We start from the raw sequence: 22,241 nt of genomic DNA on the forward strand, positions 1-22,241 counted from the left end.
GAAAACCGCTTTCAGCGGGTTGCACATGTCGCGAGATGTGGCCAACCCGTTGACTCTTCTATTATCAGCAATGGCAGAAAATTGTGCTTGAACTGAAAGCCTTATCAAAAACCTACAAAACCGGCGACCGGGCACTGACCAACATCAGCTTCTCAGTGCCTGCAGGTCAGGTTGTGGGCCTGATCGGCCCCTCTGGCGCCGGCAAGTCGAGCCTGATCCGGTGTATCAACCGTCTGGTTGAACCCAGCTCTGGCAGCATTTACCTCGGCGAAACAGAACTGACCAAGCTCAGCGGCCGGACTTTACGCCAGGCTCGCCGGCGTATTGGTATGATTTTCCAGGAATATGCGCTGGTTGAGCGCCTTACAGTAATGGAGAACGTGCTCTCGGGCCGCCTGGGATATGTCTCCGGCTGGCGATCCTTCCTGCGCCGGTACCCGCAGGCCGACATAGATCAGGCCTTCAGCTTGCTGGAGCGGGTCGGCCTGGGTGATCACTACAACAAACGGGCAGATGAACTTTCTGGCGGTCAGCGCCAACGAGTAGGTATCGCCCGGGCGCTGGAGCAAAACCCGGAACTTCTGTTGGCCGACGAGCCCACCGCGTCTCTCGACCCAAAAACCTCCCGCCAGATCATGCGCCTGATTCAAGGCGTCTGCCGGGAGAGAAACTTACCAGCCATCATCAACATTCACGATGTGGTGCTGGCGCAAAACTTCGCCGATCGAATCATCGGGTTGCGGGCTGGCCAAGTAGTATTTGACGGCCCATCGTCAGCCTTGTCCCACGAGGCACTGACCCGCATTTATGGCGCAGAGGATTGGGACCAGGTTCAACAAAGCAGTGAGCCACAGAACGACGAGTTTCTGTTCAGTCACGCCAAAGTGCTGGAGCTAACATGACCGGCGCAATCACGTCTTTGAGGACCTGGAAGCGTCCTCCGGTACTTCTTAAAGACCCACGATGGCGCTGGACCATTTTGTTAGGGAGTGCGATCTACCTGGTTCTGGCGATTAGCTCAGTGGAGGTCAACTGGTTTCGGGTTTATGAAGGCCTTGAGCGCGGCTGGAAGTTCATTCAAGGGTTTCTATCGCCGGATTTCAATTCCCGCTGGCGAGACATCCAGGCCGGGCTGATCGAAAGCCTGACCATGACTCTGACTTCCACCGTGGCCGGTGTATTGATCTCGGTGCCCATCGGTCTTGGCGCTGCCCGCAATCTGGCGCCGTTGCCGATGTATACGATCTGCCGGAGCATTATTACGCTGTCCCGCTCATTCCAGGAAATCATCATCGCGATCCTGCTGGTCGCCATGTTCGGATTCGGGCCCTTTGCCGGGTTCCTTACCCTGACATTTGCCTCAATCGGATTCCTCTCCAAGCTGCTTGCGGAAGACATAGAAGACTGTGACAGCGCCCAGATAGAAGCCATTCGCGCGACCGGCGCAGATTGGTGGCAGGTGGTTAACTATGCCGTCCAGTCTCAGGTTATGCCACGGCTGATCGGCCTTTCTCTGTATCGGTTGGACATAAATTTTCGGGAATCGTCGGTCATCGGTATCGTTGGTGCCGGCGGTGTTGGAGCCACTTTGAATACAGCTATTGATCGCTATGAGTACGACTCAGCTGGCGCCATCCTGATTATCATCATCGCTATTGTATTAGTGGTGGAATACTCCTCATCCTACATCCGACGGTGGGTCCAATGATCACCAATGCAAACACGCAAACATGGCAGTTCCGCACCCCTAAACAGTACATGTTGCGGTGGGCTGGCTGGTTCTGGCTGGTGGCTTTGACAGTGTTCTGCTGGAACCTGATGACGGAAGACACCATTTGGGCCTTTGTAGCAGACGCACCCCGACAAGCTTCGGATATCGGTGGCCGAATGCTCCCACCGCGCTGGGGCTATCTCAATGAACTCTGGCAGCCGCTCTGGGATACGCTGAACATCGCAACCCTTGGTACGCTGATCGGAGTAATCATTGCGATACCCGTTGCCTTCCTGGCCGCTGAGAACACAACCCCGAGTCGCCATTTTGTGCGCCCGCTGGCCTTGCTGATCATCGTGACCTCACGCTCGATCAACTCGCTTATTTGGGCCTTGCTGTTGGTGGCAATTATCGGCCCGGGACTGTTGGCTGGCATTGTCGCGATCGGTCTGCGCTCCATCGGCTTCGTCGCCAAGTTGCTGTACGAGGCCATCGAAGAGATCGATGAAAGCCAGGTGGAAGCAGTGCGCGCAACAGGTGCCTCTGGAACCCAGGTGATTGACTATGCAATTATCCCGCAGGTTCTGCCGGCATTCTGGGGCATTTCAGTGTTCCGCTGGGACATCAACATTCGCGAATCTACCATTCTCGGGTTGGTAGGTGCCGGTGGCCTGGGTTTGCAACTCCAGTCATCCTTAAGCACCTTAGCCTGGAACCAGGTAACGGTAATATTTCTCGTTATACTCGCGACGGTGGTCGTTTCTGAATGGGTATCTGCGAAAGTCCGGCAGGCGGTGCTCTAAAGGAGCACGACCGCCAGTAGGGTGAGTAACCCAAAACGAAAAAAGGCAAATCAGTAAGTTACTGATTTGCCTTTTAATATGGTAGCGGGGGCAGGATTCGAACCTACGACCTTCGGGTTATGAGCCCGACGAGCTACCAGACTGCTCCACCCCGCATCAAACTGGTTGTTGCCGAGTCACCTCGATCAACGTGCGCGTATATTAAGGACTTGTGGGCGCGTTGTCAAATACTGTTTTCAAACAGGTCTGTTGGGTAGTGAAGGTTTTCTGCCTCCGATGCCTCGGGATTCTTGAAAAACCCAACTTGCTCCATCGCTTCCTGAACTGGCCGGAACGATTTGCGGTGTTCTGGCGTTACTCCCAACCGGAACAAGGCTTCCATGTGCACGGGCGTAGGATACCCTTTGTGTTTGGCAAGGCCGTAGCCGGGATACTCCCGCTCCAGAGCTTCCATTTCCCTGTCCCGTGTCACTTTCGCGAGTATGGATGCGGCGCTAATGGCCTCTACCCGACTATCCCCCTTTACCACCGGCTCGGAGGGCCAGTGCCACTTCGGGCATTTGTTTCCATCCACCAGTACGTATTCCGGCGCAACACCTAAGCCAGCCACAGCACGTTCCATGGCGATCATGGTGGCTTGGTAGATGTTGATCTGATCGATCTCATGGGCCTCGCAACGGCCCAGGCTCCAGGCACTCGCATGCTCAATGATTTCTTCGTAAAGGGCATTACGCTTTTTTTCGGTGAGCTTTTTTGAGTCTGCCAACCCAGCGATGGGCCGATCAGGATTCAGAATGACTGCAGCAGTCACGACGGCACCAATGAGAGGCCCGCGCCCTACTTCATCCACACCAGCCAATAGCCGACCCTCATACGCGCACTTGAACGGAGGTAATGCAGGTGCTCGCGCCATCTAGCCGGCCCTTTCTTCAACAAGCATGGAGATTGCACTGGCAGCTTTCTCGTCAGCATCTTGCTTCAAGGTGTGGTGTAGCTCAGTAAATGCATGCACTAGCCGATAGCGTTCTTGCTGGTTCTCCATTCGCTCCAACACCGCAGTGCCAAGTGATTCCGGTGTCGCGTCATCCTGCAACAGCTCCGGGACCAGAGATTGCTTTGCCAACAGGTTCGGCAGCGCCACATGGGGCACCTTCACCAAGCGGGAAATCACTGCCCAACTAACGTTGCTCAAACGATACCCCACAACCATAGGCTTTTTCAGCAGCATGGCCTCTAGGGTCGCCGTTCCAGACGCAAGCAATACAACGTCGGACGCAGCCATCACTTCCCGGGAACGTCCTCGTACGATAGTAACCTGAAGTTTTACATCGAGTGCTTCGATAAGATCGCGAACCTGCTGCTCCCTTTCACGGTTCACACAAGGAATCACCAGCTGCACATCCGGCCGTTTGGTTTGAATCCAGCGCGCAGCTTCCAGAAACAAAGTACCTAATCGTTCGACTTCACCAGCCCGACTACCCGGCAAAACTGCCAGTAAAGGCGCGCTCTCATCAAGCCCAAGATCCTGGCGGGCCTTCCCTGTTTCCGGCACCAGTGGAATGCGATCTGCAAGAGGATGCCCTACAAAGGCAACGGGCACCTGGTGCTCTTCATAGAACCTGGCCTCAAACGGCAACAGGGTGAGCATAAGGTCTACCGACTTGGCGATTTTGAAAATACGGTTCTGCCGCCAAGCCCAAACCGAAGGGCTGACGTAATGAACAGATGGAATACCCGCCTCTCGGCAGCGTCGCTCGATGGCCAGGGTAAAATCCGGGGAATCAATGCCAATTACCACATCGGGTGGCGTGGCAAAAAAATAACTCAGCAGGCGAGCACGAATACGAAAGAGTTCCCGAATGCGGCCAAGAACTTCCACCAGCCCCATAATAGAGAGCCGTTCCATGGGAATCAGGGAGTGGAACCCCTCCGCAATCATTTCATCGCCACCGATGCCCACAAAGCGTGCGTTGGGGTAGCGTTTGCGAAGTGATCGGATCAATCCAGCGCCCAGAATGTCCCCAGACGCTTCACCTGCGATAATGCCAAAGGTTATGCTGCGGTCACTGACAACCGCGGCCTGGGGATGCTCCATCTAACAAGACTCCTGCCAGCTTAGCGGATAATGCCACGATGAGCGCCGCGCAGGGAGTCAATCAGCACCCGCACTTCTGGTGTGCCTGAGTATTCTTCTTCCAGTTTCTCCACTGCCTGCTCCGTCGTCAGGCCTTGGCGATATATAACCTTGTAAGCCCGGCGCAGGGTCATCAGCACTTCTTTGTCGAATCCGCGTCGCTTGAGGCCTTCAACGTTCATGCCGTGGGGCTCCGCCGACTGACCGGCAGCCATAACGTAAGCCGGGATATCCTTGAGTACGATACTGCCGCCAGCCGCCATGCTATGGGGCCCAATGTGGCAGAATTGGTGCACCATGGTGCCGCCGCCTAGAATGGCATGGTCACCAACCGTCACATGGCCTGCCAAGGTTGCGCAGTTAGCGAGTATAATGTCGCTGCCAATAACGCAGTCATGGGCTACATGCACATAAGCCATGAGCAAGTTGTTGCTGCCGATACGGGTCTCACCTTGGTCCTGAATTGTGCCGCGGTGAATGGTGCAGTTCTCGCGGATCGTATTATTGTCCCCGATAATCAGAGTGGTTGGTTCACCCGCGTATTTTTTATCCTGACATTCTTCTCCTATGCTGGAGAACTGAAAAATGCGATTATTTTTGCCAATAATCGTTGGCCCTTTCACAACCACATGGGAAAGGATTTCTGTGCCTTCACCAATTTCCACATTTGGGCCAATGTAGCTCCAGGGACCAACCGTTACGTTATCCGCAAGTTTGGCTGATGGATCTACTATCGCTTGGGGATGAACGCCCGACCAATCATTCGTCGCCATTAAACTTCTCTCTCAGCGGTCAGTATCTCTGCCACACAGACGACTTCACCATCGACCAGTGCGCGACAATCAAATTTCCAGATACCGCGTTTTTCCGAGATGATTTCCGACTCCATGCACAGCCGGTCTCCGGGTAACACGGGGCGCTTGAACCGCGTCTTACTGGTGCCTGCCAGGTATTGTACCAGCCCATCTGAGGGCTTCCGCCCCACTGTCACAAAACCGAGAATGCCCGACAACTGCGCCATGGCTTCGATAATCAGTACCCCAGGCATTATCGGGTTGCCGGGGAAGTGACCGTTAAAGAACGGCTCGTTGTAGGAGATATTTTTATAACCTTTTATCGATTTGGACTTTTCGATCTCGGTCACCCGATCCACTAACAAAAACGGATAGCGGTGTGGCAGGTGTTCCAGTATTTCATCAATATGCATCATTATGATCGGCCTCAGCCTTCAGTTTTCTTTTCCAGCTCTTTGACGCGCCGTGCCAAAGTATCCAGTTGACGGAATCGCACGGCATTCTTGCGCCATTGCCGATTAGTATCTGCACTGGTTCCCGAAGAATAGACTCCCGGCTCCGGGATATCTCCGGTTACCATGGTCATGCCAGTAAGATGCACCTGGCTAGTGATTTCCAAGTGGCCGGCTACTCCGGCGGCGCCGCCAAATACACAGTGGCTGCCAATCTTTGTGCTGCCCGCAATGCCAACCATTGACGCCATCGCGCAATGATCACCAATGCGCACGTTGTGGGCAATCTGAATCAGGTTATCAAGCTTTACACCATTGCCGATAACCGTGTCATCCAGAGCACCGCGATCAATAGTCGTGTTTGCGCCAACCTCAACATCGTCACCAAGAACAACGCGACCTAGCTGCGCAATTCGATGCCATTGGCCTTTTTCGTTGGCGAAGCCAAATCCGTCAGAGCCTATCACTGCGCCGCTGAGAATATGGCAACGCTTCCCAATCACGACATCGTGGGCTAAAGTCACCCGGGGCCTGATGATGGAGCCAGCCCCAATATTGGTGCGCGCACCAATCACACTGCCCGCTCCGACGACAACCGCTTCGCCAATAACAACGCCCGCCTCAACAACGGCATTAGCGCCAATACTGGCACTGGCGGCAACGGCTGCACTGGGATCAACCACTGCTGCAGGATGAATGCCCGGCCGTGCAATCGGTGCAGGGTCAAACCAGTGGCTGAGCCGAGCATACCCCAGATAGGGATTATCAAGTACCAGGACATTGGTCGGGCAATCATCCGCAGCTGCAGGCGACAGAATGACCGCCGCCGCCTGAGTATCTGCCAGGTGTTTTGCATAGGCGGGATTTGCCAGAAAACTGAGCTGATTCGGGCCAGCAGCCTGGAGAGTTGCAATGCCGAACACCTGAATTTCAGGATCGCCTCGCAGCTCCGCGCCCACGGCTTCTGCTATCTCTCCAAGCCGGTAAGACTTTTCTGTCATCTCGCGCTCCAAAACACGCCTGTGAGCCCCTGGGCTCTCCAGCAAGAGTTAACGGTTCAGCTTTTCCAGAAGCTGTGGGGTCAAGTTCATTTCCGGCTTCACATAAACAACAGCTTCGCTAGGCAGAATCAGATCCAGACCGTTTTCTTCCAGCAACTCTTTTACTGCTGCATCCACTTCCGGGCGGGCTTCTTCGAGAAACGCCTGCTTCCGCTGATTAACAGTAGTATCAAGACGCTGTTTCAGGAAATTGAACTCTTTGACTCTTTCCTGGAATTCACCAGCAAGCTTGTTACGCTCACTTTCATTCATCATTGCACCGTCTTTTTCCAGACGCTCTTTCAACTTTCGTGCTGCTTCCTGAGTCTCGCGAACCTTTTCTTCATCGCCAGCAAAATCTCTCTGCATAGCTTCACTGAAAGACTTTGCGTCGTTTGAAGAAAACAATGCCTGGCGAAGATCTACAACACCAATGCGGGTTTCTGCTACGGCTGGCAGAGCGATCACCATGGCTGCTGCAAACATCAGTAAGTTTCTGAACATCTTGGGTCTCCTGAGTATCATTCGTTTTTGTTTCTCGTAACGCTTAATCGGAATGTCCGGGAATCAGAATGTCTGGCCAAGTGAGAACTGGAACACCTGAGTGTCGTCACCCGGCTTATCGTTCAGCGGCTTGGCAAGACTGAATGCCAATGGGCCTACCGCGGTAATCCACTGAAATCCAACGCCCACAGAGAATCGCAATTCCTTGAGATCCGGGTCAAATCCACGGTCCGGGTCGAATACCTGGCCACCGTCCAAGAAGAATGCGGTGCGCATGGAGCGGCTGTCACCGGCAAATGGCGTCGGGAAAATCAGCTCCAAAGATCCTTCTGTGAGGAGATTACCACCGAACGGATCGGGATCGGAAAAATCGTTGTCTGCGGGGCGCGCGCGCGGCCCCAGTGAATTCGCTTGATAGCCCCTTACCGAGCCATAGCCACCAGCATAGAAGTGCTCATAGAACGGCATCATTGGATCTTCACCATATCCATTACCGTAACCCACTTCTGTTCTTGTATGCACAACCCAGCGGTTGTTGTCCGATACCGGATAGTAGAAATCCGTTCTGTGGGTGGCTTTGTAGAACGTAAGGTCACTGCCAGGCACGGCCACGTCAATTGACAGGGAATGGCTGTGGCCCGCAGTTGGTAAAACACCCCGGTTCAACGTACTGCGACGCCAACTACCAAATAAGAAATAGTTGTTAAAGCTATCGCCTTCCTCTGCAATAAATTCAGTCACATCTTTCGATGTAAATACACCACCTTTCAGCTTGGAGTTGGTATAACCCACCCCGAAGTTCAGCCTGGTAATGTTATCGGTCGGATAACCAAAGGTGAGACGCCCACCGTATTCATCCAACAGGTAGGACGTGATGTCCTCCTGCTCAAAATCAGTCTCCCGGGCAAACACACTGAATCCACGGCTCACGCCATCTACAGTGTAGTACGGGTCCATATAGGAGATATTTGCGCTTCTCACCGCATCACTGACGTTTACTCCAAACGATGCCCGCTTACCGGTGCCGAAGAAGTTATTTTCGGCAACATTGGCGCCAAGAATAATGCCAGAGTCCTGTGAAAAGCCCACAGACGCTGAAAGGCTGCCGGTTGGCTGCTCTTCAACAGAATAGTTCACATCAACCAGGTCATCGGTTCCTGGCACAGGAACCGTATCCACATTGACCATCTTGAAAAAACCAAGTCGCTCAAGACGAGTTTTAGAAAACTCAATGCGATCCGACGAGGCAATACCGCCTTCCATTTGCGTCATTTCCTGACGCAAAACATCGTCACGGGTAGAGACGTTTCCGCTGAAATTGATGCGACGAACATAAGCCCGCTTGCCAGGCTCTACAAAGAAGGTAACGGCGGCGGTGTTATTTGGGCCTGGCTCAGGCACGGCATTTACGTTTGCGAACGCATAACCTTCTCTACCCAATCGGAACGACAGCGTTTCCGAAATAGCCGTCATACGGGCACGGGAGAATACATCGCCCGCCTCTACCGGGATCAATTCACGCAGTTCTTCCTCACCAACAATGAGATCGCCGCGCAGTTTTATATCAGAAATCGTATATTGCGGGCCTTCATTGAGAGCAATGGCGATAAATACCTGTCGCTTGTCTGGCGAGATAGAAACCTGGCTGGACTCAACGCTGAAGTCCAGATATCCGCGGTCGAGGTAGAATGAGCGCAGGGTTTCCAGATCACCGCTCAGTCGTTCCCGCGCATATTTGTCGGAATTAGTGAGGGAGTTCCACCAGCTGCTGGTGCGCAGTTCAAACAGATCTCGCAACTGTTCATCGCTGAACTCCCGGTTTCCTACCAAGTTGATATGCTGAATAGCCGCAACTGTGCCTTCGTTAATATCCAGGCGGACTGCCACACGATTTCGCGGAAGCACTTCAGCCGTTGCTTTGACTCGAGCGTTGTAGCGCCCTTGCCCAATGTAGGAGCGCAAAATTTCCAGTTCCAGGCGTTCCAGTGTTGCCCGGCGGAATACCTGACCTTCCTGAAGCCCGGCACCAGCCAAGGCATCCATGAGCATGCCAGTTTCGATGTTCTTGTTGCCTTCAATCTCGATCGACGTGATCGAGGGGCGCTCCCGAACTGTAAGTATGAGGATCCCGGCGTCGCGACTCGCTTCTATATCGGTAAACAACCCTGTCCGGAACAGTGATTTAATCGCATCGGCCAGTTCGGCTTCGTCCATCTGCTCGCCGATATTAACGGGGAAAGCGGAGAAAACAGTACCTGCAGAAACTCGCTGCAAGCCTTCCACCTCAATATCTGCAACCGTAAATTCATCTGCAAATGCTGGCTTCATGCCGGTTGCGGCAACAGCGAGGCCAACAGCTAAGCCTAGAAGAGAACGTCTCATTCAATTATTTCGCCTGGTTAATGCGCGTAAGGAGCCCGCAATTCTCACAACCGCATCAGGTCGTTGTAAAGAGCAAACACCATTAATGTGAGGATCATTGCCATACCAATTCGTAATCCAAGCTCCTGGACCGCATCCGAAACCGGCTTTTTGCGGATTGCCTCAATGGTGTAATACACGATATGGCCACCATCCAGCACAGGAACAGGTAACAGATTCAAGATTCCCAAGCTAACGCTCAGGTAAGCCAAAAATCGAATAAAGTCTTCAAATCCTGAGCTGACACTGGCTTCAGCTACACGGGCAATCGTAATTGGGCCACTGAGGTTACTGGGTGAGAGCAACCCTGTAACCATCTTTTTAATAGCAACCAGTGTAAGGCGGGTGTCTGCCCAGGTTTCGTCCAACGCAACGGGGATGGCAGCCAGAGGGCCGTAGCGAACGTCGCGCATTACGCTGTCTGGCCACGAGACTGCCTCAACGCCAGCGCCTACAAAGCCGATCACTTCGCCACTATCCTGCTTTTTCTCAGCCGGTGTAATCTGTACAGACTGCTCCAAACCAGCACGTTCAATGGTAAGGGTCAATGTTTGCTCGGGTGAGCTACGTATCGATGCAACCAACTCGAACCAGTTCGCAATGGGCTCGTCATTCACAGCAAGAACGTGATCACCGGTCTGCAAGCCCGCAATCTGGGCACGGCCGCCGTCTGCGATCTGGCCAAGTATCGCTGGAACATCTGGCCGCCAAGGCGTGATACCAAACTCACCAAGCGGGTTCGGCGTTTCGTCACTGAGGCTCCACCCACCCAGCTCGCCACTCAAAGTTCCCTGAGCGCCAGCACTGGAAACATCCAGGGTGATTACTCCCTGCTCGCCAGCACGCTCAAGAATACGCATATTCACATCACGCCAGGAGCTCACTCGATGCCCGTCTACAGCGTGGATCTCCATGCCTTCCCGCAGGCCGACATTACTGGCAACACTTTCCTCGGCAACACCACCCACAATTGGCGCAACATGAGTAACACCCACTACGCCAAGAAGCCAGTAGGCCAAAATAGCAAAAAGGAAGTTTGCAGCCGGCCCTGCCGCAGCAATGGCAATCCGCTGGGAGGGTGTTTTGGATGTAAACGCCTGATCTCTGATCTCTTCAGGGACTGGTCCCTCTCGCTCATCCAGCATTTTCACATAGCCGCCCAGCGGAATGGCGGCTATTGCGAATTCAGTGCCGTGGCGATCGTACCAAGAGAACAGGGGCTTCCCAAACCCCACTGAGAAGCGCAGCACTTTCACACCGCAGCGGCGCGCAACCCAGAAGTGGCCATACTCATGCAGGGTAACGAGTATCCCCAATGTAAGCGCAAGAGCAAGTACGGTTTGAATAATCTGCATAGCATTCCTGGTTTAAGCGCCAGCCCGGCGAAAATCTCTAAGTTACATCAGACCGTTAACAGGCGGATCTGTTCCTGCGCCCGTTGCCGTGCCTCTGAGTTCTTCGCGAAGATGGTATCAAAACTGTCCGCAGGTACCACTGGTGTTACTGACAGAGTTCGCTCAATGACAACCGGAATGTCCGTAAATGCGAGGTTCCCTTTCAGGAACTCACTCACCGCCACCTCATTCGCAGCATTCAACACGGCAGGCGCGGTTCCTCCCTGCTCAAATGCTTCTGCGGCTAACCGAAGGCAGGGGAAGCGCAAAAGATCCGGTCTTTCAAAATGAAACCGCCCTATAGCGAAAAGATCCAGTGCCGCGACCCCGGCATCAATACGCTCGGGCCAAGCCAATCCATTGGCGATGGGAGTGCGCATGTCCGGGCTGCCGAGCTGAGCCAGTACAGAGCCGTCAACGTACTCTACCATTGAGTGAATGATGCTCTCCGGGTGCACATGGACCTCAATGCGATCTGGCGTGGTATTAAACAGCCAACATGCCTCGATCAACTCAAGCCCTTTGTTCATCAAAGTTGCAGAATCAACCGAGATTTTCTGCCCCATGGACCAGTTTGGATGAGCGCAGGCTTGAGCAGGCGTCACTGAGCGCAGGTCTTGAGCGCTGGTCTCCCGGAAAGGGCCACCGGAAGCGGTGAGCAGAATACGTGTAATACCGGCACCTTCAGGGTCGCGCACCTTTGCTGCCGGCAGGCATTGAAAGATCGCGTTGTGCTCGGAATCTATCGGCAACAGCTCTGCGCCAGAAGCCGATACGGCATCCATGAAAAGCTTGCCAGACATTACCAATGCTTCTTTATTGGCCAGCAACACACGTTTGCTTGCACGCACGGCGGCAAGTGTCGGCGCAAGGCCTGCCGCACCAACAATGGCTGCCATAACGGTGCAGACTTGCGGGGCTGAAGCCACCTCACAAAGCCCCGGCTCACCACTTAGCACGGATATTTGGGGGAGATCTGAAAGTAACTCGGTCAGCTTTTGCGCCGCAGCGGCATCTGCCATTACCGCTACTTTCGGGAGAAATTCGCGACACAGCACGGCAAGCTCTTCAGCGTGGGTACTGGCTGTAAGCGCATACACTGAAAACCGATCGGGATGACGGCGAATGACCTCGAGGGTGGAAAGTCCGATTGAACCGGTCGCCCCCAGTACCGTAACAGAGCGATTTACCATACTCACAAGTGCCCGACTGTCAGCCAGCCAAGTTGCGTAATAATAAGCGCAAACACGGGAGCGGCGGCAGTAAGGCTATCAATACGATCCAGTATCCCGCCATGCCCTGGCAGCAGAGCACTGCTGTCCTTGATACCTCTGAAACGCTTGAGCATGCTTTCCAGAAGGTCCCCAAGCACAGACACCAGACCGGTTACCAACGTTGCCGCAATTAGCATCATGGTTTCAATCATACTTGCGGAAGCAAGAGAGCTCGCAGCCAAAGCCAACACAGTTACAGCCACCAAACCACCGTATACGCCAGCCCAGGACTTGCCAGGACTGACTCTGGGGGCGAGCTTCGCCTTACCGAAAGCCCTGCCTGCAAAGTAAGCTCCAATATCTGCCACCCAGACAACGCAGAACACATACAGAATCACCAGGAGGTTATTATCTGTATTGCCGAACTGAAAGCCAGCGGCTCGAAGATGGTTCAATCCAACCCAAGCAGGCACAAGAACCAGCACGCCCATTAGAGCTCGCACAGGCCTGCTGCCCCACCACCCTGAACCTGCCGGGTAGTTGCGCACCAGTAAAAAACACACAACCCACCATAGAAGCGCCAGCCAAAGCACCGGAACGGCAGACACATCAAACAGACCGTAGAGAATGGCAGCGATAAAGGCCGCATAACCGATCCGCATCGGCTGCTGCTCGAATCCAGACATATTGGCCCATTCCCAAGCGCCCAGCGTAATGATCGCGGCCATGAATAAAGCAAATCCCAGAGGTGGCAGAAAAAAAATGCCCCCAATAGCGATGGGCGCGAGAATAAGGGCGGTGATAATTCGGGTTTTTAGCACAATTTAGGTCGCTGTCATTCGTTATTGTTGTGACGCCTTGGCCACGATCTGGTCGTCCGTCTGACCAAAGCGGCGCTGACGTCCGGCGTAAGCCTGTAATGCCTTGCACATTTCTTCTTCTTTGAAATCGGGCCAGAACACAGGCGAGAAGTACAACTCGGTATAGGCGAGATGCCAAAGCATGAAATTACTGATCCGCTGCTCACCAGCCGTCCGAATCATCAGATCCGGCATTGGGAGATCACCAATGCTCAGGTGTTGCTGTATAAGGTCATCGGTAATATCAGCAGGTTCAAGCTCGCCGCTCTTCACCAATTGAGCAACCTGCTGCGTTGCCTGGGCAATATCCCAATGGCCGCCATAGTTTGCAGCGATGACAAGAGTCATTCTGGTGTTGTTGCGGGTGAGCCCCTCTGCCTTGGCCATATGCTCTTGCAAGGTTGCATTAAACGCGGAACGGTCACCAATGATGCGCAAGCGGATATCGTTACGATGCAACTTTCTGACTTCCCGCTCCAAAGCAAAAAGAAACAGCTTCATGAGAGCGGATACTTCATCTTTTGGGCGCCGCCAGTTCTCGCTTGAGAAGGCGAACAGCGTAAGGACTTCAACGCCTTCGCGGGCACAGGTTTCAACAACGGCCCTGACAGACTCTACCCCGGCCTTATGCCCCGCAACTCCTTTAAGCAGGCGTGATTTTGCCCACCGGTTGTTACCATCCATGATAATGGCCACATGCCGGGGCCGGCTATCAGCCGACACCGGAATTTCTGCGGATACTGATCCCGTCATGAAATCCCCTGTACAGCCAATAGAACACCCCTACTGGCCGTGTCTCGCTTGCAGTGAACCGTGGCGATCAAACCGCCATCAGATCCTCTTCTTTAGCTTTCAGCATCTTCTCGACTTCAGCGATGTAGCGATCTGTCAGCTTCTGGATTTCGTCCTCGCCCTTGCGCACATCATCTTCGCTGATGTCTTTGTCTTTCAGCAGGTCTTTCATCATGCTGTTTGCATCGCGACGGGCATTACGGATGGAGACACGGCCATTCTCCGCATCCGCTTTCGATTGTTTAACCATATGCTTACGGGTTTCTTCCGTCAGCATCGGCATAGGTATACGAATCAGATCGCCGCTGGTTGCAGGGTTCAGACCGAGATCTGAAGCCATGATGGCCTTCTCGATAACGGGCACCAGGTTCTTTTCCCAAGGCGACACCGCCAACGTACGGTTATCTTCTACGTTAACACTCGCCACCTGCTTCAGCGGTGTCTCCTGCCCGTAGTAGTTAACCATCACACTGTCCAGAATCGACGGGTGGGCCCGGCCGGTACGGATCTTGTTGAACGCCGAGTGCAGAGCTTCGAGGCTCTTTTCCATTTTCTTCTCGGCTTCAGCTTTTATGTCGTTAATCACGTAATCATCCTCAATTCGTTCGTCGGGCTGCATAAAACCCGTTATTCGATCAATGTACCTTCTTTCTCGCCGGTCACGATGCGCGTCAGGGCGCCCGGACGGTTCATATCAAAAACACGCAGCGGCATCCCATGATCCCGCGCCAGGAGGATAGCGGTCAGATCCATCACGCCCAGCTTTTTGTCGAGCACTTCATCATAAGACAGTTTGTCGTACTTTTCTGCAGTCGGATCAAGGTAAGGATCCGCTGAGTACACACCATCTACTTTGGTTGCCTTCAGTACGGCATCTGCCTGAATCTCGATACCACGCAAGCACGCCGCAGAATCTGTTGTGAAGAAGGGGTTGCCGGTACCTGCACAAAAAATAACAACGTCACCATCTTTAAGATCGCGGACAGCGCGGCGGCGATCATAATGCTCAACAATACCACTCATGGGAATGGCTGACATAACCCGGGTACGTATGTTTGAACGCTCCAAAGCGTCGCGCATGGCAAGGCCGTTCATTACCGTGGCCAGCATACCCATGTGGTCGCCAGTAACACGATCCATTCCAGCCTCGCTCAGCGACGCCCCTCTGAACAGGTTGCCGCCGCCAATAACGAGGCCAACCTGAATGCCGATGCCAATCAAAGCACCGATTTCAAGCGCCATCCGATCAAGAACTTTGGGGTCAATACCGAAATCATGCTCGCCCATCAGGGCTTCGCCACTGAGCTTGAGCAGAACACGATTGTATCTTGGCTGGTTTTTTGATGATGTCGGCATACTGATCCCCTTTTCGTCTGTTAACTGCTATCCGGCGTGATACGCATTGCAGGCTCGCATCTGACATACTCCTTGAAAAAGGGGGATCTCAGATACAAGCCCGCCACGAGAGCCGGAAAAATCCAGCCAACGTGGCAGACTCAGGTGGCGCTGTAACGGACCGTCACAGCGCCGAGAAAAATCAGGCCTTGCCAGTACCGGCTGCAGCAGCAACCTCAGCAGCAAAGTCTACTTCTTCTCTTTCAATGCCCTCGCCCACTTCGAGGCGAACAAAACCAACCAGCTCGCCGCCGGCCGCTTTAATAAGCTGGCCTACAGTCTGCTCCGGGTTTTTAACGAAAGGCTGCTCAACAAGGCTGTTTTCCTTGAGGAACTTCTGAATACGGCCGCCCATCATTTTCTCAACGATTTCGGCAGGCTTGCCTTCCATGTCTGGCTGAGCGCGGATGACTTCTTTCTCTTTCTCCAGCTCTTCAGCCGGCATATCTTCAGGCTTGGCGACACGCGGGTTAACTGCAGCAGCGTGCATCGCGATATCACGAGCAAGCTCAGCATCGCCAGCCGTCAAAGCTACAACAGAAGCAATCTTGTTGTTGCTGTGAACGTAGCCACCCACTACCGGACCTTTAACTGAAACCAGGCGACGGACAGTAATGTTTTCGCCGATTTTCTGAACCAGTGCTTCGCGCTTGGATTCCAGCTCACCTTCCATCAGCTTGGCAACGTCTGTCTCGCCTTTTTCGAAGGCAACGTTCAGCACGTCGTTAGCAAAATTCAGAAGGTTCTCGTCGCGGGCAACGAAGTCTGTTTCAGAGTTAACTTCCAGAATATAGGCAACGGTGTTGTCGTCGGAGATCTTGATCAACGAAACACCTTCAGCGGCGATACGGCCTGCTTTCTTGGCAGCTTTCAGACCGGAAGACTTGCGCAGCTCTTCAATTGCCGCGTCTACACTGCCCTCAGATTCAACCAGAGCTTTTTTACACTCCATCATGCCAAGGCCAGTGCGGTCGCGCAGTTCTTTGACCATTGCAGCGGTAATAGCAGCCATGTTCAGTCCTCTTAACTTTTCTGAAATCGGTGGGAAGACATGCCAGGACAATCTCCCTGGCATGTCTTATATCTCATCAGTGATGCAGATGTATCACTCGGCAGCCGGAGCGGCGCCTGCAGAGTCTTCGGCAACTTCAACAAATTCGTCAGCGCCGCCAGCCTGAGCAGATTCCAGGCAAGTGTCAGCAACCGCTTTCACGTAAATCTGGATTGCACGAATAGCGTCATCGTTACCCGGGATTACGAAATCAACACCATCCGGGTTGCTGTTGGTATCAACAACACCGATAACGGGGATGCCCAGCTTGTTGGCTTCTTTAATGGCAATGCGCTCGTGATCAACGTCGATAACGAACAAAGCGTCAGGCAGACCGCCCATATCTTTGATACCACCAATAGACCGCTCGAGCTTATCCATTTCACGGGTGCGCTCAAGAGCTTCTTTTTTGGTCAGCTTATCGAAAGTACCGTCTTTGCTCTGGGCTTCCAGTTCACGGTAGCGACGGATGGACTGACGAATGGTCTTATAGTTGGTCAGCATGCCGCCGAGCCAGCGATGGTTAACAAAAGGCTGGCCGGAACGCTCGGCTTCTTCCTTGATGACCTTGGCTGCGGCGCGCTTGGTGCCAACAAACAAAATCTTGTTCTTGCTCTCTGTCAGTTGCTGAACGAAGTTAAGCGCTTCATTCATGGCAGGAACAGTCTGCTCAAGGTTGATGATATGAATCTTGTTACGGGCGCCGAAGATGTACTTCGACATTTTTGGGTTCCAGTAGCGAGTCTGGTGACCAAAGTGAGCACCTGCCTTGAGCAGGTCACGCATATTTACCTGAGCCATGATATTACCTTAGTTTAGCTTCGGGTTAGTCTTACACGCGTCCAATTACCCCAACCAGGCTCCCTATATAGATTTAAAGCGGGAGCAGGCACCCTGGGGCAACGTGTTGACACGTGCTCGAATTTGCCGGATTTGTTTCCAGCGGGCGCGTTTATACCATAAAACCACCAGCCCACGCCATTATTTTTGAGCCTTTGCTTCCTTGTGCCCTGAGCCCGGGGCCCTTAAAATGCTCGTTTGACACAAATCAATAGGAAGCCCAATGCAAGTATCGATCAAGACTCCGGAAGAAATTGAAAAGATGCGTGTGGCCGGCCGCCTGGCAGCTGAAGTTCTAGAAATGATCGGGGAGCACATCAAGCCCGGTGTTTCCACCGAAGAGCTCAACCAGATCTGCCACGACTACATCGTCAACGAGCAAAATGCGATTCCCGCACCGTTGAACTATAAAGGCTTTCCTAAATCCGTATGCATTTCAGTTAACCATGTTATCTGTCACGGCATCCCTTCAGAAAAGAAAGTTCTGAAGGACGGCGACATCGTGAATATTGACGTTACGGTAATAAAAGATGAGTACCACGGCGACACCAGCAAAATGTGGATCGTTGGCAAGCCAAAGCCCGGTACTGAGCGCCTGATCAAAATCACTCAGGAATGTCTCTATAAAGGTATTGAGCTGGTGAAGCCCGGCGCTCGTTTGGGCGACATCGGCCATGTAATCCAGCAGCACGCTGAAAAACACCGCTATTCGGTGGTGCGGGACTATTGCGGCCACGGGATTGGAAAAGTGTTCCATGAGGAGCCGCAAGTTATGCACTACGGCAAGCCGGGCACTGGGATGGCACTGCAGGAAGGCATGACCTTCACGATTGAACCCATGATCAACCAAGGCAAGTACCACACCAAGCTGCTGCCAGACCAGTGGACTGTGGTCACCAAAGACCATAAGCTTTCAGCGCAATGGGAGCACACCATTCTGGTCACTGCCGATGGCTATGAAGTTCTGACCAAGCGGTCGGAGGAGTCCTTCTAAGTGACGCGCCAGGAACTGGAAGCCAGAATCAGCAGGGACCCTTCCCCGGTTATGGCAGCCAGGGAGCTGTTAAAAGAATGCTACAACGAAGATGCCGAAGCCTTCAGGCAGGGTGCCGACGTGCGCGCTCTGGTTCGCTCCAGAGCTGACACGATCGACACCGTTCTGAAGCTGATCTGGAACCGCTACCCTTTCTCCGGCTCATCCGACATTGCGCTGATAGCAGTTGGTGGATACGGCCGGGGTGAACTGCATCCCCATTCGGATATTGATCTTCTTGTGCTCACCCGCGAGGGTATCGAACCGGGCTGGCAGGAGGATCTTGGCGCCTTTGTCACACTGCTCTGGGATCTGAAGCTCGACATCGGTCACAGTGTTCGCAGCATTGAAGAAAGCAAAGCCGCAGCGCGAGGCGATGTCGCCACACTGACCAACCTGCTTGAAACCCGCACAATTGCCGGGCCGGACGAGTTACGCAAAGAGCTCAGCGAGCAAGCGTACTCCGATAACATCATTACCGACCGCGATTACTTTATTGCCAAGCGCAAAGAACAACAGCGGCGCCATAAAAAGTATAGCGACACCGAGTACAACCTCGAGCCCAACGTAAAAAGCTCACCCGGCGCCCTGCGGGACATACAAACCATTGGCTGGATAACCAAACGGCACTTTGGCCTGCAGAGCATCGCCGACCTGACCCGCTTCAGCATCCTTACCGACGAGGAGCACCAGGTTCTGCTGGAAGGCGAAACTCTGCTATGGCGATTGCGCTATGGCCTCCAGTTGATCGCAGACCGTAACGAAAACCGCCTACTATTCGACCATCAGCGCGCTTTGGCCCAAATGCTGGGTTATAAGGACGAGGGCAAGCGACTGGATGTCGAGCTGATGATGCAGTCCTACTACCGTGCTGTACTGGCGCTGGCAGAATTGGCAGACGTTATTCTTCAGTTTTACGACGAGGCCATACTCGGCACGGGCACCGAAGACAACATTCAGCCGATCAACAATCGTTTCCAGATCCGCAACAACTATATAGAAGCAGTCAATAACCAGGTTTTTGCCTACTCGCCCTACGCCATTATGGAAATTTTTGTGTTGATGGCCCAGCACCCTGAAATCAAGGGCATCCGGGCTACGACTATCCGGTCTTTGCGGGCGCACAGGCACCTGATTGATGACGCCTTCCGGTCTGATCTGGCGGTTACATCCTTGTTCATGGAGCTGATGCGAACACCCCATGCGCTGGACGAAATTCTCTCAGCCATGAAGAAATACAACGTGCTGGGGCGCTATTTGCCAGAGTTCGGTCTGATTATTGGCCAAATGCAGCACGACCTTTTCCACATATACACGGTTGATGCTCACACCATGCGGGTGGTGCGCAACATGGTGCGGATGAGCGGCCCGGACGCCCGTGACGACTATCCATTAGCGGCGCGTCTCATCCATGGTCTGCCCAAGCGCGAGCTGCTCTATATAGCTGGCCTGTATCACGACATTGCAAAAGGCCGCGGCGGAGACCATTCAGAGCTTGGCGCCATGGACGCTGAAGCTTTCTGTCAGCGCCACCATTTGAGCGAACGCGATACCCAGCTGGTTTCCTGGCTGGTGGAAAACCATCTGTTGATGTCCATGACGGCTCAGCGTAAAGATATTTCTGATCCCGACATCATTCGCTCCTTTGCCCGAGCGGTACCGAGCCAGGCGCACCTGGATTATCTTTACATCCTTACTGTGTGCGATATCAGCGCCACCAACCCCAAGCTTTGGAACACCTGGCGGGCATCTCTGCTGCGTCAACTGTATATAGAAGCCAAGCGAGCCCTCAGGCGCGGCACCGAGATTCCGGTAGACCGGCAGGAGTGGGTGCGCGCAACCCAGTCTGAGGCAAGGCAACTTATTCATGCCCAGAACATCAATGACGAACAGATAGACGCTATCTGGGATACCGTTGACGAGGATTACTTCCTGCAGGACTCAACGGTTGACATAGCATGGCAAACTGCAGCCATCATCAATCATGGCGACACGCCCGGCCCGCTCGTGCTTATCCGGGACACTCACGGTGGCCCCACAGACGGCTTTTCCCAGATCATTATTTACATTAAAGATCGAGCTACTCTGTTTGCGGCAACCACGGCCGTACTGGAACAACTTAATCTCAACATTGTGGATGCGCGCATCAGTTCGAATGATGGTCCTTTCACAATCAGTTCCTATGTTGTGCTGGATGAGAAGGGCCAGCCGTTAGGTATCGACCCGGCCCGCAAAGAGCGGGTGCGCAAGCGCCTGATCGAAGAGCTGGACGACCCAGAAGATTACCCCGACATTATTCATCGCCGTACACCACGGCAGCTCAGGCATTTTGCGTTCCCAACCGAGGTGCTTTTCTCCAACGACACCGTTAACGAGCGCACAGTGATTGAAGTGGTGACACCTGACCGCCCCGGCCTTCTGGCTCGGATTGGGCAGGTACTGCTGGATCACCGCATACGCCTGAGCAATGCCAAAATCGCCACCCTGGGCGAGCGGGTGGAAGACGTTTTCTTTGTGACTGATGAGCACGGCGAGCCAATCAGCGACCCTTCCGTATGCCGCGCCCTGCAGCAAGACCTGTGCAAAATGCTGGATGAAATTCAATGAACCCGAATTTGAACAAGCTTCACCCCTACCCTTTCGAAAAACTGGCAAAACTCAAAGCTGGTATTTCTGCACCTGAGCACTTGCCGGCCATCTCTCTTGGCATAGGTGAGCCCAAGCACCCGGCCCCCGGCTTTGTGAAGCAGGTGATTGCTGACAACCTGGATCGTCTCGCTAACTATCCCACCACCCGTGGCCTTGACGAGCTGCGAGAAGCAATAAGCCAGTGGGCTACGAAGCGATTCCAACTGAAAGCTGGTTCCCTGAGCCCGGATCAAAACATCGTGCCGGTAAATGGCACCCGGGAGGCTATTTTCTCTCTGGTTCAGGCGGTGGTTGATGCCAGCCTGCAAGCAACTGTTGTAAGCCCCAACCCTTTCTATCAGGTTTACGAGGGTGCAGCTTTTTTGGCAGGGGCTACACCGGTATACCTTCCTTGCGACGGCTCCAACGGCTTCATTCCTGATTTTGACACGGTCCCCGAACCTGTATGGCGAGACTGCCAGGTGCTGTTCCTGTGCTCACCTGGCAACCCTAGCGGTGCGGTCATACCGAGAGAGACACTGACAAAAGTTATTGAGCTCGCAGACAGATACGATTTTATTGTTGCCTCAGACGAATGCTATTCAGAACTCTACCCTGATGAAAACAATCCACCTGAAGGTTTGTTGCAGACTTGCGCAGCAATAGGCCGCCACGACTTCGCGCGCTGCGTTGTTTTCCACAGCTTGTCGAAACGCAGCAATCTGCCGGGTTTGAGATCCGGTTTTGTAGCAGGCGACGCAAACATACTGAAAGGTTATCTGAACTATCGCACCTATCATGGCTGTGCCATGCCGGTTCATAACCAACTCGCAAGCATTGCCGCCTGGCAGGATGAAGACCACGTGCGGGAAAATCGGGCGGCTTATCGCGCAAAATTTGAAGCGGTGGTACCCATTCTGCGTGAGGTCATGGACGTAGATTTTCCCGATGCCGGGTTTTATCTGTGGCCGATCACACCCATGGATGACGAAACCTTTGCGAAAGAGTTATCGGCTCAGCAAAACGTCCACGTTCTTCCCGGCCGCTACTTGTCCCGCACAGTGGACGGCTACAACCCGGGAGAGAACAGGGTTCGCATGGCATTGGTTGCACCGTTGGAAGAATGTGTGGAAGCGGCAAAACGCATTGTTGAATTTGTAAAGGCAAACTGAGTT

Annotated in this window: 21 protein-coding genes and 1 tRNA gene; 6 read left to right on the plus strand and 16 right to left on the minus strand. The window is 53.6% G+C overall.

Annotated elements, in window-relative coordinates:
* The first annotated feature begins 83 nt into the window (after nt 1-83).
* The 3 genes from phnC to phnE (RG807_RS15030) are packed head-to-tail and all read left to right on the plus strand — an operon-like array spanning nt 84 to nt 2,514.
* Nucleotides 84-902: a phosphonate ABC transporter ATP-binding protein gene (gene phnC, locus RG807_RS15020; protein WP_309045620.1), complete on the plus strand. Its 819-nt coding sequence runs from the start codon at nt 84-86 to the stop codon at nt 900-902.
* Nucleotides 899-1,708 carry a phosphonate ABC transporter, permease protein PhnE gene (phnE, locus tag RG807_RS15025; protein WP_309045621.1) on the plus strand — a complete coding sequence of 270 codons (810 nt, stop codon included), beginning with the start codon at nt 899-901 and terminating at the stop codon, nt 1,706-1,708. The genes phnC and phnE (RG807_RS15025) overlap by 4 nt, the downstream gene beginning before the upstream one ends.
* Nucleotides 1,705-2,514: a phosphonate ABC transporter, permease protein PhnE gene (phnE, locus tag RG807_RS15030; RefSeq protein ID WP_309045622.1), complete on the plus strand. Its 810-nt coding sequence runs from the start codon at nt 1,705-1,707 to the stop codon at nt 2,512-2,514. The genes phnE (RG807_RS15025) and phnE (RG807_RS15030) overlap by 4 nt, the downstream gene beginning before the upstream one ends.
* A gap of 79 nt (nt 2,515-2,593) precedes the next feature.
* On the opposite strand, the gene RG807_RS15035 is transcribed toward phnE (RG807_RS15030), so the two are convergent.
* From RG807_RS15035 to rpsB, 16 genes are all read right to left on the minus strand, one after another.
* Nucleotides 2,594-2,670 (minus strand) — tRNA-Met (locus tag RG807_RS15035).
* Nucleotides 2,671-2,737: 67 nt separating this feature from the next.
* Nucleotides 2,738-3,427, minus strand: a complete 690-nt coding sequence (rnhB, locus tag RG807_RS15040; protein WP_309045623.1) for a ribonuclease HII — start codon at nt 3,425-3,427, stop codon at nt 2,738-2,740.
* On the minus strand, nt 3,428-4,609 hold the full coding sequence (lpxB, locus tag RG807_RS15045; RefSeq protein WP_309045624.1) for a lipid-A-disaccharide synthase: 1,182 nt from the start codon (nt 4,607-4,609) through the stop codon (nt 3,428-3,430).
* A 20-nt stretch (nt 4,610-4,629) separates the two neighbouring features.
* Nucleotides 4,630-5,421, minus strand: coding sequence for an acyl-ACP--UDP-N-acetylglucosamine O-acyltransferase (gene lpxA / locus RG807_RS15050; protein WP_309045625.1), 792 nt, complete (start codon nt 5,419-5,421; stop codon nt 4,630-4,632).
* Nucleotides 5,421-5,858 carry a 3-hydroxyacyl-ACP dehydratase FabZ gene (gene fabZ, locus RG807_RS15055; RefSeq protein WP_298450381.1) on the minus strand — a complete coding sequence of 146 codons (438 nt, stop codon included), beginning with the start codon at nt 5,856-5,858 and terminating at the stop codon, nt 5,421-5,423. The genes lpxA and fabZ overlap by 1 nt, the downstream gene beginning before the upstream one ends.
* Nucleotides 5,859-5,869: 11 nt before the next feature.
* A complete protein-coding gene (gene lpxD / locus RG807_RS15060) occupies nt 5,870-6,895 on the minus strand; it encodes a UDP-3-O-(3-hydroxymyristoyl)glucosamine N-acyltransferase (protein WP_309045626.1) in 1,026 nt (341 codons plus the stop codon).
* A gap of 48 nt (nt 6,896-6,943) precedes the next feature.
* Nucleotides 6,944-7,438, minus strand: a complete 495-nt coding sequence (locus tag RG807_RS15065) for an OmpH/Skp family outer membrane protein (RefSeq protein WP_309045627.1) — start codon at nt 7,436-7,438, stop codon at nt 6,944-6,946.
* A 63-nt stretch (nt 7,439-7,501) separates the two neighbouring features.
* Nucleotides 7,502-9,820, minus strand: coding sequence for an outer membrane protein assembly factor BamA (gene bamA / locus RG807_RS15070; RefSeq protein ID WP_309045628.1), 2,319 nt, complete (start codon nt 9,818-9,820; stop codon nt 7,502-7,504).
* A gap of 44 nt (nt 9,821-9,864) precedes the next feature.
* A complete protein-coding gene (rseP, locus tag RG807_RS15075) occupies nt 9,865-11,214 on the minus strand; it encodes an RIP metalloprotease RseP (protein ID WP_309045629.1) in 1,350 nt (449 codons plus the stop codon).
* A gap of 47 nt (nt 11,215-11,261) precedes the next feature.
* Nucleotides 11,262-12,446, minus strand: coding sequence for a 1-deoxy-D-xylulose-5-phosphate reductoisomerase (ispC, locus tag RG807_RS15080; protein WP_309045630.1), 1,185 nt, complete (start codon nt 12,444-12,446; stop codon nt 11,262-11,264).
* 2 nt (nt 12,447-12,448) lie between these two features.
* Nucleotides 12,449-13,288 (minus strand): phosphatidate cytidylyltransferase, encoded by an 840-nt coding sequence (locus tag RG807_RS15085; protein WP_309045631.1) that lies wholly within the window; start codon nt 13,286-13,288, stop codon nt 12,449-12,451.
* A gap of 21 nt (nt 13,289-13,309) precedes the next feature.
* Nucleotides 13,310-14,080: a polyprenyl diphosphate synthase gene (uppS, locus tag RG807_RS15090; RefSeq protein WP_309045632.1), complete on the minus strand. Its 771-nt coding sequence runs from the start codon at nt 14,078-14,080 to the stop codon at nt 13,310-13,312.
* 67 nt (nt 14,081-14,147) lie between these two features.
* Nucleotides 14,148-14,705 carry a ribosome recycling factor gene (gene frr, locus RG807_RS15095; protein ID WP_298450524.1) on the minus strand — a complete coding sequence of 186 codons (558 nt, stop codon included), beginning with the start codon at nt 14,703-14,705 and terminating at the stop codon, nt 14,148-14,150.
* A gap of 41 nt (nt 14,706-14,746) precedes the next feature.
* Nucleotides 14,747-15,475, minus strand: a complete 729-nt coding sequence (gene pyrH / locus RG807_RS15100) for a UMP kinase (protein ID WP_298450365.1) — start codon at nt 15,473-15,475, stop codon at nt 14,747-14,749.
* Between the two features lie 181 nt (nt 15,476-15,656).
* Entirely contained in the window at nt 15,657-16,526 is an 870-nt protein-coding gene (gene tsf, locus RG807_RS15105; RefSeq protein WP_298450364.1) for a translation elongation factor Ts, read from the minus strand.
* Nucleotides 16,527-16,619: 93 nt separating this feature from the next.
* On the minus strand, nt 16,620-17,366 hold the full coding sequence (gene rpsB, locus RG807_RS15110; protein WP_298450362.1) for a 30S ribosomal protein S2: 747 nt from the start codon (nt 17,364-17,366) through the stop codon (nt 16,620-16,622).
* Between the two features lie 262 nt (nt 17,367-17,628).
* Between rpsB and map the strand changes: the two genes are divergently transcribed.
* The 3 genes from map to dapC are packed head-to-tail and all read left to right on the plus strand — an operon-like array spanning nt 17,629 to nt 22,238.
* Nucleotides 17,629-18,399 (plus strand): type I methionyl aminopeptidase, encoded by a 771-nt coding sequence (gene map, locus RG807_RS15115; protein ID WP_298450360.1) that lies wholly within the window; start codon nt 17,629-17,631, stop codon nt 18,397-18,399.
* The gene (locus RG807_RS15120; RefSeq protein WP_309045633.1) at nt 18,400-21,045 is read left to right on the plus strand and encodes a [protein-PII] uridylyltransferase; all 2,646 of its coding nucleotides are present in this window, start codon (nt 18,400-18,402) and stop codon (nt 21,043-21,045) included.
* On the plus strand, nt 21,042-22,238 hold the full coding sequence (dapC, locus tag RG807_RS15125) for a succinyldiaminopimelate transaminase (protein WP_309045634.1): 1,197 nt from the start codon (nt 21,042-21,044) through the stop codon (nt 22,236-22,238). Before RG807_RS15120 ends, dapC begins: the two co-directional genes overlap by 4 nt.
* The last annotated feature ends 3 nt before the right edge of the window (nt 22,239-22,241 follow it).

Origin of the sequence: Marinobacter sediminicola, assembly GCF_031157525.1 — a bacterium.
Lineage (GTDB): Bacteria > Pseudomonadota > Gammaproteobacteria > Pseudomonadales > Oleiphilaceae > Marinobacter > Marinobacter sediminicola.

What these genes read in the sequence shown, in the direction of transcription:
- phnE (WP_309045621.1), top strand. Translation starts at nt 899, where the DNA reads ATGACCGGCGCAATCACGTCTTTGAGGACCTGGAAGCGTCCTCCGGTA.
- phnE (WP_309045622.1), top strand. Translation starts at nt 1,705, where the DNA reads ATGATCACCAATGCAAACACGCAAACATGGCAGTTCCGCACCCCTAAA.
- rnhB (WP_309045623.1), bottom strand. Translation starts at nt 3,427, where the DNA reads ATGGCGCGAGCACCTGCATTACCTCCGTTCAAGTGCGCGTATGAGGGT.
- lpxB (WP_309045624.1), bottom strand. Translation starts at nt 4,609, where the DNA reads ATGGAGCATCCCCAGGCCGCGGTTGTCAGTGACCGCAGCATAACCTTT.
- lpxA (WP_309045625.1), bottom strand. Translation starts at nt 5,421, where the DNA reads ATGGCGACGAATGATTGGTCGGGCGTTCATCCCCAAGCGATAGTAGAT.
- fabZ (WP_298450381.1), bottom strand. Translation starts at nt 5,858, where the DNA reads ATGATGCATATTGATGAAATACTGGAACACCTGCCACACCGCTATCCG.
- lpxD (WP_309045626.1), bottom strand. Translation starts at nt 6,895, where the DNA reads ATGACAGAAAAGTCTTACCGGCTTGGAGAGATAGCAGAAGCCGTGGGC.
- RG807_RS15065 (WP_309045627.1), bottom strand. Translation starts at nt 7,438, where the DNA reads ATGTTCAGAAACTTACTGATGTTTGCAGCAGCCATGGTGATCGCTCTG.
- bamA (WP_309045628.1), bottom strand. Translation starts at nt 9,820, where the DNA reads ATGAGACGTTCTCTTCTAGGCTTAGCTGTTGGCCTCGCTGTTGCCGCA.
- rseP (WP_309045629.1), bottom strand. Translation starts at nt 11,214, where the DNA reads ATGCAGATTATTCAAACCGTACTTGCTCTTGCGCTTACATTGGGGATA.
- ispC (WP_309045630.1), bottom strand. Translation starts at nt 12,446, where the DNA reads ATGGTAAATCGCTCTGTTACGGTACTGGGGGCGACCGGTTCAATCGGA.
- uppS (WP_309045632.1), bottom strand. Translation starts at nt 14,080, where the DNA reads ATGACGGGATCAGTATCCGCAGAAATTCCGGTGTCGGCTGATAGCCGG.
- pyrH (WP_298450365.1), bottom strand. Translation starts at nt 15,475, where the DNA reads ATGCCGACATCATCAAAAAACCAGCCAAGATACAATCGTGTTCTGCTC.
- tsf (WP_298450364.1), bottom strand. Translation starts at nt 16,526, where the DNA reads ATGGCTGCTATTACCGCTGCAATGGTCAAAGAACTGCGCGACCGCACT.
- rpsB (WP_298450362.1), bottom strand. Translation starts at nt 17,366, where the DNA reads ATGGCTCAGGTAAATATGCGTGACCTGCTCAAGGCAGGTGCTCACTTT.
- map (WP_298450360.1), top strand. Translation starts at nt 17,629, where the DNA reads ATGCAAGTATCGATCAAGACTCCGGAAGAAATTGAAAAGATGCGTGTG.
- dapC (WP_309045634.1), top strand. Translation starts at nt 21,042, where the DNA reads ATGAACCCGAATTTGAACAAGCTTCACCCCTACCCTTTCGAAAAACTG.